The sequence below is a fragment of the Amycolatopsis sp. NPDC031561 genome (assembly GCF_055580625.1).
The window spans coordinates 102416-116895 of record NZ_JBVILA010000015.1; the positions used below are offsets into that span (position 1 = coordinate 102416).

The following is a 14480-nucleotide window of genomic DNA, read 5'->3' on the forward strand; positions in this document are numbered from 1 at the left end:
CGTAAGTCAGCCCGCTCTCGTAAGCGATGATCGCCAGCTGGGCTCGATCACGTGTCTGCAGTTTCGACAGCGTTCCTGTCGTTCTTCGCCGCTAGAGCCATCCTCGGTGACCGGCCGCGGCCCTTCAACCCATGGGATTCGGTGGGTGATGCCATCCCGTCCGTGGCGGCGACCGGTGTCGCCGTGGTCGTCGCCGCTCTCGTCGCACTGGGGCTCGGACTGCTCCTGCGCTCGACGACCAGAACTCTGGTCACCCTCGGCGCTGTGCTGCTGGTGATCCCGATTTTCGCGCACTTTCTCCCGTCATCGCTCGGAGAACGTGTCGCCTCGTTCATGCCGTCGAATCTGCCGCCACAGCTGGCAGGGACGAACGACGCATACGTTCTTTCGCCGATCGGGGCGGCGCTGGTGCTGATCGCCGGATTGGCCGCTTTCAAACGTCGCGATGCTTGAAGCGTGCCCGGTGGTTGGCCACGTTGACGCGGTTCCCGCACAACCCCGGCATGCAATAGCGACGCCGCCCGGGCCGCGTAGTGTCGATGAACGCGCCGCGGCAAGTAGGGGCGCCACACGCACGAAACCTTTCGGCGCCGAGAGTCTGGACGACACCGAGGATCCCGATGCCGCAGATCAGGGACAGCGTGTCGGTGACCGTCGCGCCCGGTTGTGGCGATACGGCCCATCGCGAGCTGTCGCCGTGAAGGGTCACGTGGCCGGCCGTCGAGGTGAGCGCAGACGCTCCGGAGATTAGGTGTGCTCGGTCCGGCTGATCGATCAGTTCCCGCACCGTGGCGCGCAGCCGATGGACGGCCCGCAGTTCGCCGGGCCGGGTGGGGGCGGGCAGAGAGTGAAGGTCGGCGAAGGCGGCCAGATCGGGCAGGTGTTCTTCGCCGTGCCAGACCTCAGGAGAGGTGAGGACCAGCTCAGTAGCGATGCCCGCCGCCCAGACGTAATTGTCTAACGCTACTTGCATCCCTTACCAGCCTCTCGTACGTTCGCGGTTAACCGTTACTTTAACCCTTACCGGGAGGTTGTCCGTGGAGATCGACGCCTTGGTGTTCGACATACTCGGCACGCTCGTCGATGAACCGGCCGGGATCCGCGCGGCCATCCGGGAAGCCCAGCCGGATGCTGACGCGTACGAGCTGGTCGAACGATGGCTTGCCCATCTCGAAACCGAGCAGCGGCGCATCGTCGCAGGGGAGAGGCCGTACGCCGCGAGCGATGTCCTCGACCGCGAAGCCGCCGAAACGGATACGCTCGCGAAGGCGGGCCGCAGGATGCCGCCCTGGTCCGACACCGTCGAAGGGCTTGCCCGGCTCGCTGAGCACTACCCTCTGATCGGGCTCTCCAACGCCAGCCGGACGACCCTGCTCCGGATGAACGCCCACGCGGGCCTCCGCTGGCATCAAGCGCTCTCCGCCGAAGAAGCACAGTCCTACAAGCCGGACCCGGCCGTCTACGAACTGGCCGTCAAGGTATCCGGCGCCCCGCCGGAGCGGCTGCTGATGGTCGCCGCCCACGCGTGGGATCTGCGGGGCGCGCAGAGCGTCGGTTTGCGGACCGCCTATGTCGCCAGGCCCGTCGGGGACCCTCCGTCGGAGACCGATCGCTTCGACTTCTACGCCGACGACCTCCTCGATCTGGCCGCTCAGCTCGGCGAACGGCACGCTTGATCAGAACTGTCGGTGCCTCCCGCTAGGTTCATCCCAGTCCCCACCGAGGCACCCCCGCAAGGAGAAGATGCGTTGTCAGACTGGGAAAGAGCGAGCACGGCACGGGTGTTGGCACCCGCTCGCCCGCGCAAGCTCGCGAAGGTCCCGTTCGTCGAACTGGCCGACGGACGGGTGCAGGGCGTGGTGTCCAGCGGATCGGACATCGGGCGGGTGTACGTCTCGTCGGTCGCGGCGAGTACGTACGAATTCGCCTGCAGTACCAACAACAACCGGCCCTGTGGCGGGGTGCGGGGAATGTTCTGTAATCACATCCTCGCCTTGCTCAACGAAGCCACCCTTCAATACGGCGCCGAGCGCGTCGCGCGCTATTTGCGTGTGGAGCCTGACGAATTGACCGCGCAAGCCATCTCGCAGACCATGAGCGCGACCCGGCCGTCCCAGGGGGACAACACCGCCGCCGCGTCCGTGTTCAGCCAGTTCCTGCGGCACTTGGCGTACCTGGAATTCGAGCCGTCGACGGCGCCCGTGCCGGAACTCCAGTGGTTCCCGCCGACCAGGGCGGTGGTGTGATGCGCACCGATCTGCTCACCGACCCCATCGCCGGTCTCGACGAGGCGTTGGCGACCGTCGACGCCTTCGATCAGGTTCTTGTCGCCGGACTGCTTCGCCCTCAGCGGATCGCCGGATTGACCGAGCTGGCGGACGCCGTCGCCGGATCACCGCTGGCGGCGCGGGTCACCGAGGCTGCCGAGAAGACAGCGGCCGGTGCGGCGGGGGAGGAACACTTCGTTTCCCTTGCTGCGGCGCGGATCGCGGTGTTCGGCTCGGTGCATGACGCACTCGTCGCCCGGGTGGCCGAGGCGACCGGCCGAACGTCCGATGAGGACACCGTCCCGGGCACGGCCGGTGCCGAGTCGCCGAATTTGCTGGCCGCGGCTCGTTCCTGGCTGTCGGACCTTGCCCGGGCAGGCTGGCAGGGGATCGACCACGATCTGGTCTCGGCCTCGGCGCCGGTGATCTCCGCACTGCTCGCGGAAGCGGGCCTTCGACGGCTGGCCCTCCTGCTCGATGGCTTCGCGGCCGAGCTTGCGGCGTCCTGTCCCGGTGCGGCGCTGGATCGCATCCCTGTCCGGCGCTGGGGTGACCTGTGGTCGCGCGGGATGCTGCTGACCGTGCCCGGCGTGGTGGCGACGCCTGCGATCGGGACCGTCACCGGCCGTCTGCTCCCGCTCGGGGTGGACCTGCTGGAGCACTCGACGGCCGCGCAGGCCCAGGTCCATGGGGTGGTCGAACCGGAGGACGGCACCGCGCCACGCCTCGTCCGCGCGAGCGTGACCGTGCCGAAGCCGGACACGATCATCGGAGCCGGGATCTGGCAGTTGCTGCGCCCGCATCTGTCCCTGCTCGCGGCGGCAGGCGAGGGGCGCTCGATGGACCTCGTCGACATGCCGGTGACCGCGGAGGGCGACCTTCTCTGGCAGGACGAGTTCGCCCGTCTTGGCGAGCCCGCGGACGCTTTCGCCACCGCGCGTGTCATCCTGCCGAAGGTCGTCATGCCGTCGGTCGCCGCACTGGACCGGCATCCGGCGCGTATCGCCGTCCCCGTCTTCCTGGAGGGCTACAGCACTGAAGGCGACGAGGACGCGCTCTCGTTCACGTTCGCGGGGAACCACCTCGCCGTCGAGACCGATCGCATCCCTGCCGCCGGTCCGCTGACCCCGAAGGCGGTCGCGGGATCGAGCGCGTGCATCGGCCTGATCCGGTGGGATGACGGCGGCTTCCGGCTCCAGCCGCTCGCGGTGGAGACCACCGTGCGCAAGAAGACCACGGCCGTCCACGCCGGGGCGTGGGCCGGGGGCACCACGGACAAGGCCGGGGTGAAAGCCGAGAAGGCGGCCACCGACGCCGCGGCCGTGCTGCGCGAGCGTGCCGGAAGGCTGTTGCGGAAATGACCGAATCCGAGGACAACCGCCGCCAGGTCCTGTACTGGCGGCTGCTCGCCCGGCTCTTCGACAACGACGAGCAGGCCGCGCTCGAATCGGCGAGTGTGGCCGTGGTCGAGGACATCGGCCTGCCGTCCGCGTTGCTGGACCCGAACGTCGCCGTCGACTCGATCGTCCAGCGTCATCCGGAGCTGGCCGCCGAGTTCGACGGGTTGATGGTTCCCGAAGCCGAGGACGGCCGGGACAAGGCCGCGGAGGTGCGTCGTGCGGCACTGGTCTCAAAAGTGCTGCTCAACGTCTTCGCCCCGGCGCCCCCCACGGTGACCGCCAGCCAGTTGTCCTGCTGGCAGGCCGACGCGGGCTGGTTCGAGCGCGCGCTGGGCTGCCGTCCGGGCGAGCTGCGTGGCGGACGCCCGGGCGGAGCCCCGACCGGTCTCGGCGGCACCGGCGGGGGCGGCGCTCCTGACCTGAGCACGCTGCTCCCGGCGATCGGTCCGGAGCTCGGTGGCATCGAGGCGGATCTCGTCAAGCGGATGCATCTGCGCGAGGTCCTCGCCGATCCGGCGCTCGCGGCGAAGCTGAGCCCGAGTATGTCGCTCATCGAACAGTTGTTGCGGGACAAGGACAACCTGTCCGGAGTGGCGCTGGCCAACGCCAAGTCGCTGATCCGCCGCTACGTCGACGAGATCGCCGAGGTCCTGCGAACCCAGGTCGAGAAAGCCTCGACAGGCAAGGTGGACCGCTCGGTCCCGCCCAAACGCGTGTTCCGCAACCTCGACCTCGATCGCACCATCTGGAAGAACCTCACGAACTGGAGCCCGGAAGAGGAACGGCTCTACGTCGATCGCCTCTACTACAAGCAGACCGCGAAGAAGACCACACCGCAGCGGCTCATCGCGGTCGTCGACCAGTCCGGTTCCATGGTCGACTCGATGGTCAACTGCGCCGTCCTGGCCTCGATCTTCGCCGGACTGCCCAAAGTGGACGTTCACCTGATCGCCTATGACACCCAGGCGCTCGACCTCACGCCGTGGGTGCACGATCCGTTCGAAACCCTGCTGCGCACCAACCTCGGCGGCGGCAACGACGGCATGGTCGCGATGGGTCTCACCCAGCCGAAGATCGCCGAGCCCGCCAACACCGTGGTGGTCTGGATCTCCGACTTCTACGAGACCCGCGTCGAGCAGCTTTTCGAGAGCATGGCCGCGATCCACCGGTCCGGGGCGAAGTTCATCCCGGTCGGCTCGGTCACCAGCGCCGGACGAGGCAGCGTGAACCCGTGGTTCCGCGAGCGCTTCAAGGACCTCGGCACCCCGGTGATCTCCGGCCACATCACCAAGCTCGTCCACGAACTCAAGACCTTCCTCACCTCCTGAACTTCTCGAAAGGCACGACATGTCCGACGTCTTGCGCGCCCCCGCCGAACTCAAGTACGCCGAAGAACTGGATTGGCTGGAGTCGGTCGACGACAACCCCAAACCGTTCGCCTGGCGCCTGTCCCCGAAGATGGTCCGCCTGTTCGTCCTCGGCGCCGAGCGCGCCGACGGCCTCGACCGTGAGATCTCGCAGAAGTGGTTCGGCGACCGGAGCATCGTCGAGCGGGCCATCGTCACCCTCGCGTCCGACCGCGGGCTGCTGCTGATCGGTGACCCTGGTACCGGCAAGAGCTGGCTCGCCGAATTGCTGGCCGCGGCGATCTCCCGGAACTCCACGCTCGTCGTGCAGGGGACCGCGGGCACCACCGAAGACCACATCAAGTACTCCTGGAACGTGTCGATGGTCATCGCCAAGGGCCAGTCCCGCGATTCGATGATCCCGTCGCCGATCATGACCGCGATGGAGGCGGGCTCGATCGGCCGGTTCGAGGAGCTGACCCGGTCCACCAGCGACGTGCAGGACGCGCTGATCTCGATCCTGTCGGAGAAGTACATCTCCGTGCCGGAACTGGACAGCGACGGCATCGTCTTCGCCAAGCCGGGCTTCTCGGTGATCGCCACCGCCAACAGCCGCGACCGCGGTGTCAACGACCTGTCGTCGGCGCTCAAGCGACGGTTCAACTTCGTCCGCATCCCGGTGGTGACGAACAAGAAGAGCGAGGCGGAGATCGTCCGTTTCCGCACCGAGGAACTCCTGCGCCGCCACCAGATCGAGCTGGACGTGCCGCCGACGCTGCTGGACGTCCTGCTGCGCAGCTTCGGCGACCTGCGCGCCGCGGCGGCGTCGGCGGGCAGCGACGACGAGAAGCTGGAGTCCGCGTTGTCGACCGCCGAGCAGATCGGCGTGCTCGAAGACGCGGTACTGCACAGCAACTTCTTCGGCGAGAGCGCGTTGACCGCGCGTGCACTAGCGTCCTCGCTCGTCGGCTCGCTCGCTCGTCGTGAGCCGGAGGATCTGGCGATCCTCAACAAGTATCTGCACGGTGTCGTCGAGCCGCGCAGCAAGGACGAGGGCGGGGACTGGCCGGAGTTCCTCGACGGCGGCCGCGACGCGATCGCCACCCTCTCGTGAGCGGCGCCTTCGAGGCGCTGCGCGGCCAGTTGCAGGAGGCCGCGGCCGCCTTCGCCGACGGGCCCGGCGCACTGGAGGGCATCCTGCTCGGGCTCGTCGACGACGTCGACCGCGCGGTGCGGGAGCCTCTGGAGATCTTCCCGGTCTGCCACCATTCCCCGGCTTCGGCCGTGTCGATGGCGCGGCGGTTGCGGGAGAAACAGCCGAAGGTGGTCTTCCTCGAACTGTGCGAGGACATGGCGCCGCTGCTGACCGAGCTGCGCAACTGCCGTCTTCCCGTGGCGGTGCAGGCGTTCGCGACGGACGTGAAGGGCTTCCCGGCCGAGTGGGCGCCGCTGTCGGTGGTCGCGCCGATCACCGAGGCGTCGGCGGAATACCAAGCGATCGCGTACGCCCTCGACACGCCGGGCGTCGAACTCGTTCTCGTCGACCGGTCGGCCGACCACGTCTTCCAGTGGGACGAGCGTGAGCCGACCCCGGATCCGGACGCGCCGCCCGCCGAGGAAGAGGCCGCGCTGCACGGTGACGCGGTCGGCGTCGAGATCGGCGATCTGCGGCCGCGGTTCGCCGAACTCGAGGAACACCTGCTGCGGCACGGGCGGGTCCGGCACTGGTCGGAGTGGTGGCACCAATACGTCGAACTGCCGCTCGGCGACAGCGACCACGACACCTACCGCCAGGTCATGTTCCTGATCGGCAGCCTGTTCCGTCGCCTCGCTCCCGGGGACACCCGCCGCGTGCGGGTGGACGAGGATCGCGAGCGCTACATGTGGACCCGGATGCGTGAGCACCTCGCGGCTTCGGGCGCCGATCCCGCGGACTGCCTCTACGTCTGCGGCGCGTTCCACGCGGCCAGCCGGGTCGCGGAGTTCGGCGTCGAGGGCACGGACGGGTTCGTGATCAGCCCGCGCAGCGCGAGCACCTGGCAGTACGGGCTGATCCCGTCGAGCCACACGTCGATCGAGGCGCAGTTCGGCCTCGCCGGGGGATCGGTGTCGATCGCCGCGACCGAGTGGGCGAAGAACCTCAAACGCACCAAGGTCAAGCAGTTCCAGTTGGACGGGCAGGTGGGCGGTCCGAAGCGGAAGAAGGCCGCGGAGCTGCCCTCGCCCACGCCGGATCCGGTGGCAGTGGATCCATCGGATCAGCTTTCCGGGTTCCTGCAACGGCCTCCGGTGCTGGACCGGCTGGACGAGGCCGAACTGCTGGGCTGGTCGGTCGAGGTCGTGCGGGCGGCGCGCCGCAACGGCTATCTGTCCTCGACGGCCGACGCCATCGCGGTGTTCGAGACCTCGATCCTGCTGGCCGGGCTGCGCGACCGGGCGAAGCCCACACCGTACGACTTCCAGGACGCGGCGGTCACGTGCATCGAGAAGGACGTCGTACCGGGCAGGCGCGACGTGCGCCGCATCGTCGAGATCATGATGGGCGGCGACCGGATCGGCCAGGTCGGCTACGACGCGCTGCCGCCGCTGGCTCGCGACGTGCACGACAGGCTCGAACCCCTGGATCTCAAGCTGCAGCAACGAGGCGTGCAGCGGGCGCTGCTCGACATCGCCTCGCGGCCGGAGCTGGAACCCTGCTCCGACCTCTTGTGGATGCTGCGGTACCTGATGCCGCACGGCGCGGCGCGGCCGATCATGGGGGAGCGGCGGCTCGGCGAACGGCCGATCCAGGAGTCGTGGGATCTGGCGCTGGGCACGCACCAGCGAGCCCTCATCGAGCTGGGCTACGAGGGCGTCAGCATCGAACAGGTGCTGGAACAACGTCTTCGCCGCGCGGCCTACCACCCTCAGGGCACCGCGGCGAAGGTGCTCGGAACCGTCGAGGACGCGACGCTCTACTTGCGCAGCGCCCGGCTGGCGGGAGAGCTGGGCACGCGTGCTCTGGAGGTGCTGTCCACCGAGCGAACCGTCGACGGCGCGCCGGAGGTCCTGCGCCGGGTGCGGCGGCTGCTGGCCCACTACCGGACCAGCGAGCCGGTGCTGCCCCGGTGGATCGAGGACTTCGTCAAGACGGGGTACGCGCACTACTGCACGCTGCTCCCGGCGGCCTTCACCGACGAGGAGGCCGGCGTCGAGCAGGTCGCCGCGATGCTGGGCTTCCTGTTCAGCATGGAGGCGCTCGCCTTGTCACTGGGCTGCGACCGCACCCAGCTGGAGCTGGCGATCGCCGGATCGCATCCGCAGGAGCCGTCGAAGGTGGCGCTGCTGTGGGCGGCGCAGGTGCAGCTCGGGCATCTCTCGCGCGCGGAACTGCGTGAGCGCTGCGCCGGGCTGCTGGCCAACCCGATGGTGCTCCCGGCTTATCCGCGCTACCTCAGCGGGTTCGTCCACGCGCTGGAACCGGCTCCGGGGCTGGCCGACTTCGTCGTCGAGGCGGTGTCGAACGCCTTCGCCGAGCTCCCGGACAGGTTACTGCTGCCGTGGCTGCCGACCCTGATCACGACGTTGCGGTCACGAGGTGCGGAGCTCGTGCCGCTCCTCGTGCGCGAAGCCGGACGGCTGTTCCCCAGCAGGCTCGCGGCGCTCGACGAATGGGTTCCGCCCTGGAAGAACCAGCCGGAGCCGGTCACGATGGCGAGGAAGACCGGGGGAAGCGGCCTCGCGTTGCTGGCCGCGCATCCGGCGACCTGCGATGCCGTGGCGGATCTGCTGGGCTGCGATGAGCCATGGGGGAGCGCCGGGCCCACGGGCTTGACGCTGCTCGGTCAGTACCCGGACACCGCCGCGGCGCTGGAGGAGGTGCTCACCGGGGTATGACTCCGAAGGTGGTCGGCCGGGCAGCCGGCCGACCACCCGATCCCTCAGTCCGCGACCCAGCTGCCGTGGAAGCCCAGCGGCACCGGCCTCGGCAGATGGACGCGGGCCAACGGCTTCGCGGTGAAGTCCTGCGCCGAGAGGATCACCAGATCCGAGGCGTTGCGGTCGGGATTGTTCACGTAGGCGAGGGCGTAACCGTCGTCTTCGGACTTGCCGCGCGACGACGGTACGAACACCGCCTCGCTCGCGTCGGCGCCTCGGCCGAACCGGTGCACCTCGGAGCGCCCGCTGAACAAGTCGTGCTTGATCAGCGCGTTGCCGAAGGTGTCGGCGGGCTTGTCCAGGTAGACGTCGAACAACTCGCCGGGGGAGGCCGAGTAGCCGTACCGGTGCCGTCGTGACACCAGGCTTTCGTTGACTCGCGGGAACTCCTGCGGCCGGTCGTCGAGGACGCGGCGCCGCACCCGTCCTTGCGCCAGGTCGATCGTCCAGCGCTCCAGCACCGGCGGGCCCGACGCCGACGGGCCACCGAAGCCCTGCTTGCCCGCTACTTCGAACGGCGCCGGCATCGTCGTCAGGTCGACCACCACCGTGGAGCCCTGTTCGTAGGCGTTGAGCGTATGCGAGTAGAACACCGGATCCACGCCGAACCAGCGGACCGGGCCGCCGTCGCGTTTCATCACCCCGACCCTGGCCGGATGATGCGTGTTCCACTTGTAGGGCACGACCTTGCCGGGCTGCGGGTCGAAGGTGACCGGTACGTCGAAGACGACCACATAGTTCTTCGTGAGCCCGAAGTCGTGCATCATCGGACTGTCGGTGACCGGGATCCGGGTCGTCCGCACCACGCGGCCGGTCCGGTCGACCATCAGGTGCCGCACGTGGTCCCAGGTCGGGTGGTAGGTCACCGCGTGCAGTTCGTCGGCGAGGGCGTCGAACTTGGTGTGCGCGGTGTAGGAACCCTCCAGTGAGCCGCTGAAATCGAACGGGCCCAACGTGTTCAGCTCACCGTCGAGTTCGTACGGCGGGGCGCCGGACTCCTGCAGGGTGAGGATGCGGCCGTGGTGGCTGATCACGTGCGTGTTCGGCGCGAAGTCCTGTTCGGGCACCGGCCACGGGTACCGCTCGCCCAGTTTCGCCGCGATACCGGAAGAACGCACCCAGCGGTTGCGGTACCACTCGGCCTTCCCGTCGCGCAGCCGGACGCCGTGCACCATGCCCTCGCCCAGCATCCAGTGGTGAGCGCGCGGATCTTCGAGCCCGAGGACGTTCGGACCGGTGCGCAGGTACCGCCCGCAAAGGTCCTTCGGGACGCGCCCGGTGACTGGCAGGCCGAACGCGGTCACCTCCTCTTTGACCGGTGCGAAGGCCCCCTCGACGAACGGGTAGCTAGCCTTCGCCGGACTTTGCGCGGCGAAGGCGGATCCGCTGCTCCCGTAGGTCGCGGCCATCCCGCCGATCGCCAGTGCCGCCGCTCCCCGGAGCACGTTCCGCCTGTTCGGTTCGTTCATGGTCGATCCCCCACAATCGGAAGTTAACTGTGTATGCCATGAACAGTGTATGCCTTTACCGGTTGTGGGTGCAACAATGCCCCGATGGACGACGACAAGATCGAGTTGCTGCCGCCGGGTACCGCGCCGGCGTGGGGGTGCACCCCGGCGCCCCGGCGCGGGCCGAAACCGGGCTACAGCCTCGAACAGATCGTCGACGCGGCCATCGCGCAGGCCGACGCGGAGGGCTACGCGGCCCTGTCCATGCCGTCGATCGCCAAGCGCCTCGGCATCACCGCGAACGCGCTCTACCGGTACCTGAGCTCCAAGGAAGAGCTGCTCGTCCTCGTCGCCGAATCGGCGTGGGGGCCGCCGCCGGAGTCGTCGGACGACGACTGGCGGGGCGCGGTCACCGCCTGGGCCCGCGCGCTCCTCGAACGCTGCCGTCGTCACCCGTGGCTGATCGACCTCCCGGTGCGCAACGCGCCGACCACGCCGAACCTGCTGGGCTGGCTGGAGAACTTCCTGGAAGCGATGGCGGACACGGGCCTGAGCACCCGTGACGTGATGGGCTGCGTGGTGCTCGTCGACGGCTGGGTGCGCAGCACCGCGGCGCTGGTGCGTGACGTCAACGCGAGCGCGCCCGAGCGGACCTCGGCGCTGACCGAGTTCCTCGCGCCGCGCCTGCGGGAGCGGGGCTACCCGCGCGTCGCCGCGGTGATCTCCGGTGAGGCCTACGGCGAAGACGGCATCGACGACGGCGACGTCGAATTCGGCCTCGGCCGCATCTTGGACGGCATCGAGGCACTGATCGTCAGCCGGTGAACAACCGGTCGAGCCGGTAGTCGACGAGTTCCGCGGCCTGTGCCGTGTCGTAGGCGCCGACCAGGATGCCGGTGACGAGCCCGGCGGACATCGTCGCGAGGGTGGAGGCCTCCAGGCGGGGGTCGGCGTCGGCCGGGATGGCACCCTTCGCCTGCGCCTTCCCGAGCAGATCCGCGAGCGCGCGGATCAAGTGGGGCAGCAGCGGTTCCTGGTCGGGATCCTGACTTCCGCGGGTGACGTCGACGGCGAAGTAGGCGATCTGCACGGCGGCCAGCATGCGGCCGCGTTCGCCTTCGGGGAGGACTCCGGTCAGGTAGGCGCGCACGATGGCGCGTTCGTCGCCGGTCTCCATGGCCTTGCCGATCGTCTTCCCGGCGATCTCGCCGGTCAGTTCGACGATCCGCCGCCAGGCGAACGACAGCATCTCCTCCTTGGTCGGGAAGTAGTACTGGACCAGGTTCATCGAGATGCCCGCCTCCGCGGCGACCGCACGCAACGTGACCGCCTGCAGGCCTTGGGCGGCGGCGATCCGGAAGAGCGCCTCCGCGATCTCACGCCTGCGCTCTTGGTGGTCGACACGTTTCGGCACGCGGTCACTCTGCCATGTCGTCGGGAGGTGGCCGGAGCGGCCACGGAATGTTATGGTGCAAGTGCACCATGAAAACTTCGAGGAGGCACGATGCTGGGGGAGTTCACCGACAAGAAGGCCGAAGAGCGCTTCTTCGCCACCTATGACGCGATCCTGCGGAAGTGGCCGGTTCCCGCCGAGGAACTGGACGTCAAGACGAGATTCGGCCCGACCCGCGTCCGGTCTTGCGGTCCTGAAGACGGCCCGCCGGTCGTGCTGCTTCCCGGCGGGATGGGAACGTCGTTGTCCTGGTATCCGCATATCGCGGAGCTCGCCGTGCGGCACCGGATCCACGCCGTCGACACGATGGGCGAGCCGGGGCGGTCGATCCAGACCGCGCCCATCGAGTCCACACAGGACTGCGCGGACTGGCTCGCCGAGGTGGTCGACGGGGTGCTCGCGGGAACCGGCCACGAAAAGGTCTATCTCGCCGGAGTATCGCGAGGTGGCTGGCTCGCCTTGAACCTCGTTTCCCGGACGGCCGAGCGGATCGCCGGTGTCGTCACCTTCGAAGCCTCGGGGTTCGGGGTGATCGGCCGGAGCTTCATCTGGTGGAGTTTGCGTGAGATCTTCCGCTGGTTCCTGCCGAAATGGCTGCTCCGGCTGGTGTCGTCCGGGGATCCGGACGTGCGGCACACTGTCCGGCCCTTGCTTTTCGGTGCCCTCAAGTACAAGCAGCGCCTCCCCGAGATGCACCTGTTCAACGACGACGAGCTGTACGCCATCGACGTACCCACCCGGATCGTCGTCGCCGAACGCAGTGTCATCCACAACGCCCGTGAGGTGGAGGCCCGGCTCGAATCACTGAGCCCGCACCTGCGCGTCGAGGTCGTGCCGAAGACCACTCACGGGCTTTCCCTGGAGAAACCGGACCTGGTCACGGCCCGGATCCTCGAGGCCGTACCGGTCAGGCCCCGGGCTTAGCGTCCGGCCAGGAGGGGGAGCGGCCGAGCAGGGCGACGATCGTGTCCAAATCGGACGGTCCCTTCTCGTCGACGGCCGGGCCGAACGCGGCGCCCGGTGCCTTGCGGTTCTGCCCGTTCGGGATCGACTCGGCGAATTTCAGTCCGGCGTCGAGCACCTCCTGCTGGAACTCGATCGGGAGGCCGAGGGTCTTGGCCACGTCCCAGGAGTGCACCAGGTAGTCCACGAAATGGAAGCCCAGTGCCTGCTCCGCGGTGAAGGTGATTTCGGTGGAGAACTCGGGGAGCGCGAACTTGCGGGCGTCGAGGTCGTGGGGCACGAAGGCGTTCAGGACTCGCTTGACCGAGTCGCGGTAGGTGGCGATGGGGTCTTCGCCCAGCGGGACCAGGCGCCAGTGGTCGAGGTGGCTCTCGCCGTCGGCCGAGGCGGCGAAGCCGTAGTGCTGGGTGGCCATGTGCGCGAGGAGGCCGTGCAGGGTCCAGGCGGTGCAGGGGGTCGGTCTTTCCAGGTCGCTGGGGGTGATCTGGGAGACGAGGCCGAGGCTCGCCCGGACCACGATGGCGTCGAGGATGCGGAGTTCATCGATAGGCATACGCACATCATCTACATGTGCGTACGAGTTCGTCAACCGGTTTCGAGAGTCCGGTCGGTATGGTCTGCGCATGGCGGAGCAGAGGAGGCCGGATCTCGCGGCGATGCTCGGCGGGCTGATGCGACGGCTGATGACCGCCGAGTCGCCGGTGCTGGCCGAGCACGGGTTGACGATGTGGGGCTACGTGGTGCTCAGCGCCCTCGACGACGGGCCCGTCCGCACGCAGGCCGCGCTCGCCAAGGCGATCGGCGCGGACAAGACCCGGATCATCGGCACCCTCGACACCCTCCAGGAAGGCGGCCTGATCACCCGCGAGCCCGACCCGAAGGATCGCCGGGTCCGGCTGCTGGGGATCACCGAAGACGGCCGCGCCGCGCGAAGGTCGGCCCAGTCGCGGATCCAGGAGCAGGAGGAGCGGCTCCTCGACCAGCTCCCCGCCGCCGACCGCAAGGCGTTCCTCCGCGCCGCGCTCGCGCTTTCCGAAGTGCGATGGCCGTGACCCCGGGGCCTACGCCAGGACCTCGGTGACCATCCCCGCCGGGTAACCGGACGGCGTCCGGTGCCACCACGCACCGAAAGCCTGGGCGAGGCGCCGCGGCACCTCGATCTGCGCCCCGCCGTCGTGGAAGTCGATCGTCACCAGCACGGCTCCGATTTCCGTGTCACCCCAGGGGATTCGCCGGATCAGCTTGGCGTAGTCGGCGCTGGCGGAGACGAACGTGACCACCTTGGTCGCCCCGATCCGGCGCGCTTCCCTGATGACGGCGTCTTCGAGCACACCGGACGGCCAGTCGCCGAGCTTCAGCTTCCGGTCGTAGTAGGAGATCGGCTCGTCGGCGCGCAGGATTCCGTAGCCGCCGCTGAGGATCAGCGTCCGCCCGTGTTCGACGGCCTCGCCCAGCGCGCCGCCGACGTTCCGGTAGAAGTGCCCGTTGTAGCGGAGCCACGCGGGCCGCAGTCCGCCACTGTCGACCTTGGACTTCGCCAGGACCCCAGCTCGCGCGCGAAGCATCTCTTCCGGCCAGACGGTGCCGGTCTCGGGCGTAGTACCCCCGCGGGTCTTGCCCTTCGAGCAGCCGAGGATCGTCAATGCTTCGCGCGGATCAATCGTGTCCAGGACGGTTTTCACCGG

General features: G+C 68.7%; 15 protein-coding genes. 10 read left to right on the plus strand and 5 right to left on the minus strand.

The window, feature by feature from the left end; translation table 11 throughout:
* Window positions 1–51: 51 nt before the first annotated feature.
* Window positions 52–453, plus strand: coding sequence for an MprA protease, GlyGly-CTERM protein-sorting domain-containing form (gene mprA, locus ACZ5IK_RS26775; protein ID WP_465490184.1), 402 nt, complete (start codon window positions 52–54; stop codon window positions 451–453).
* On the opposite strand, the gene ACZ5IK_RS26780 is transcribed toward mprA, so the two are convergent.
* Window positions 434–973 (minus strand): CGNR zinc finger domain-containing protein, encoded by a 540-nt coding sequence (locus ACZ5IK_RS26780; protein WP_465490185.1) that lies wholly within the window; start codon window positions 971–973, stop codon window positions 434–436. The two genes, mprA and ACZ5IK_RS26780, sit on opposite strands and share 20 nt — an antisense overlap.
* 64 nt (window positions 974–1037) lie before the next feature.
* Here ACZ5IK_RS26780 and ACZ5IK_RS26785 point away from each other — a divergent pair, with 64 nt between their 5' ends.
* The 6 genes from ACZ5IK_RS26785 to ACZ5IK_RS26810 all read left to right on the plus strand — a co-directional run bounded on the left by ACZ5IK_RS26785 (window position 1038) and on the right by ACZ5IK_RS26810 (window position 8889).
* Window positions 1038–1676, plus strand: a complete 639-nt coding sequence (locus ACZ5IK_RS26785) for a haloacid dehalogenase type II (RefSeq protein ID WP_465490186.1) — start codon at window positions 1038–1040, stop codon at window positions 1674–1676.
* Window positions 1677–1748: 72 nt separating this feature from the next.
* Entirely contained in the window at window positions 1749–2246 is a 498-nt protein-coding gene (locus tag ACZ5IK_RS26790) for a hypothetical protein (RefSeq protein WP_465490187.1), read from the plus strand.
* Window positions 2246–3628 (plus strand): hypothetical protein, encoded by a 1383-nt coding sequence (locus ACZ5IK_RS26795; RefSeq protein WP_465490188.1) that lies wholly within the window; start codon window positions 2246–2248, stop codon window positions 3626–3628. The genes ACZ5IK_RS26790 and ACZ5IK_RS26795 overlap by 1 nt, the downstream gene beginning before the upstream one ends.
* Entirely contained in the window at window positions 3625–4995 is a 1371-nt protein-coding gene (locus ACZ5IK_RS26800; RefSeq protein WP_465490189.1) for a VWA domain-containing protein, read from the plus strand. Before ACZ5IK_RS26795 ends, ACZ5IK_RS26800 begins: the two co-directional genes overlap by 4 nt.
* A 19-nt stretch (window positions 4996–5014) precedes the next feature.
* On the plus strand, window positions 5015–6127 hold the full coding sequence (locus ACZ5IK_RS26805) for an AAA family ATPase (RefSeq protein WP_465490190.1): 1113 nt from the start codon (window positions 5015–5017) through the stop codon (window positions 6125–6127).
* The gene (locus tag ACZ5IK_RS26810; RefSeq protein WP_465490191.1) at window positions 6124–8889 is read left to right on the plus strand and encodes a DUF5682 family protein; all 2766 of its coding nucleotides are present in this window, start codon (window positions 6124–6126) and stop codon (window positions 8887–8889) included. The genes ACZ5IK_RS26805 and ACZ5IK_RS26810 overlap by 4 nt, the downstream gene beginning before the upstream one ends.
* Window positions 8890–8933: 44 nt before the next feature.
* On the opposite strand, the gene ACZ5IK_RS26815 is transcribed toward ACZ5IK_RS26810, so the two are convergent.
* On the minus strand, window positions 8934–10400 hold the full coding sequence (locus ACZ5IK_RS26815; protein ID WP_465490192.1) for a carotenoid oxygenase family protein: 1467 nt from the start codon (window positions 10398–10400) through the stop codon (window positions 8934–8936).
* 84 nt (window positions 10401–10484) lie between these two features.
* On the opposite strand from ACZ5IK_RS26815, the gene ACZ5IK_RS26820 reads away from it, so the two are divergent.
* On the plus strand, window positions 10485–11204 hold the full coding sequence (locus ACZ5IK_RS26820; protein WP_465490193.1) for a TetR/AcrR family transcriptional regulator: 720 nt from the start codon (window positions 10485–10487) through the stop codon (window positions 11202–11204).
* Here the strand turns inward: ACZ5IK_RS26820 and ACZ5IK_RS26825 are convergent.
* Window positions 11194–11793: a TetR/AcrR family transcriptional regulator gene (locus tag ACZ5IK_RS26825; RefSeq protein ID WP_465490194.1), complete on the minus strand. Its 600-nt coding sequence runs from the start codon at window positions 11791–11793 to the stop codon at window positions 11194–11196. The two genes, ACZ5IK_RS26820 and ACZ5IK_RS26825, sit on opposite strands and share 11 nt — an antisense overlap.
* A gap of 90 nt (window positions 11794–11883) precedes the next feature.
* On the opposite strand from ACZ5IK_RS26825, the gene ACZ5IK_RS26830 reads away from it, so the two are divergent.
* Window positions 11884–12756 (plus strand): alpha/beta fold hydrolase, encoded by an 873-nt coding sequence (locus ACZ5IK_RS26830; RefSeq protein ID WP_465490195.1) that lies wholly within the window; start codon window positions 11884–11886, stop codon window positions 12754–12756.
* Here ACZ5IK_RS26830 and ACZ5IK_RS26835 read toward each other — a convergent pair.
* Window positions 12740–13348 carry a TIGR03086 family metal-binding protein gene (locus tag ACZ5IK_RS26835; protein WP_465490196.1) on the minus strand — a complete coding sequence of 203 codons (609 nt, stop codon included), beginning with the start codon at window positions 13346–13348 and terminating at the stop codon, window positions 12740–12742. The genes ACZ5IK_RS26830 and ACZ5IK_RS26835 overlap by 17 nt on opposite strands.
* 70 nt (window positions 13349–13418) lie before the next feature.
* Between ACZ5IK_RS26835 and ACZ5IK_RS26840 the strand changes: the two genes are divergently transcribed.
* Window positions 13419–13847, plus strand: coding sequence for a MarR family winged helix-turn-helix transcriptional regulator (locus ACZ5IK_RS26840; protein WP_465490197.1), 429 nt, complete (start codon window positions 13419–13421; stop codon window positions 13845–13847).
* 9 nt (window positions 13848–13856) lie between these two features.
* On the opposite strand, the gene ACZ5IK_RS26845 is transcribed toward ACZ5IK_RS26840, so the two are convergent.
* Entirely contained in the window at window positions 13857–14477 is a 621-nt protein-coding gene (locus ACZ5IK_RS26845) for a YaaA family protein (RefSeq protein ID WP_465490198.1), read from the minus strand.
* Between the last annotated feature and the right edge of the window lie 3 nt (window positions 14478–14480).

What these genes read in the sequence shown, in the direction of transcription:
- ACZ5IK_RS26805 (WP_465490190.1), top strand. Translation starts at nt 5,015, where the DNA reads ATGTCCGACGTCTTGCGCGCCCCCGCCGAACTCAAGTACGCCGAAGAA.
- ACZ5IK_RS26820 (WP_465490193.1), top strand. Translation starts at nt 10,485, where the DNA reads ATGGACGACGACAAGATCGAGTTGCTGCCGCCGGGTACCGCGCCGGCG.
- ACZ5IK_RS26800 (WP_465490189.1), top strand. Translation starts at nt 3,625, where the DNA reads ATGACCGAATCCGAGGACAACCGCCGCCAGGTCCTGTACTGGCGGCTG.
- ACZ5IK_RS26840 (WP_465490197.1), top strand. Translation starts at nt 13,419, where the DNA reads ATGGCGGAGCAGAGGAGGCCGGATCTCGCGGCGATGCTCGGCGGGCTG.
- ACZ5IK_RS26795 (WP_465490188.1), top strand. Translation starts at nt 2,246, where the DNA reads ATGCGCACCGATCTGCTCACCGACCCCATCGCCGGTCTCGACGAGGCG.
- ACZ5IK_RS26830 (WP_465490195.1), top strand. Translation starts at nt 11,884, where the DNA reads ATGCTGGGGGAGTTCACCGACAAGAAGGCCGAAGAGCGCTTCTTCGCC.
- ACZ5IK_RS26815 (WP_465490192.1), bottom strand. Translation starts at nt 10,400, where the DNA reads ATGAACGAACCGAACAGGCGGAACGTGCTCCGGGGAGCGGCGGCACTG.
- ACZ5IK_RS26780 (WP_465490185.1), bottom strand. Translation starts at nt 973, where the DNA reads ATGCAAGTAGCGTTAGACAATTACGTCTGGGCGGCGGGCATCGCTACT.
- ACZ5IK_RS26835 (WP_465490196.1), bottom strand. Translation starts at nt 13,348, where the DNA reads ATGCCTATCGATGAACTCCGCATCCTCGACGCCATCGTGGTCCGGGCG.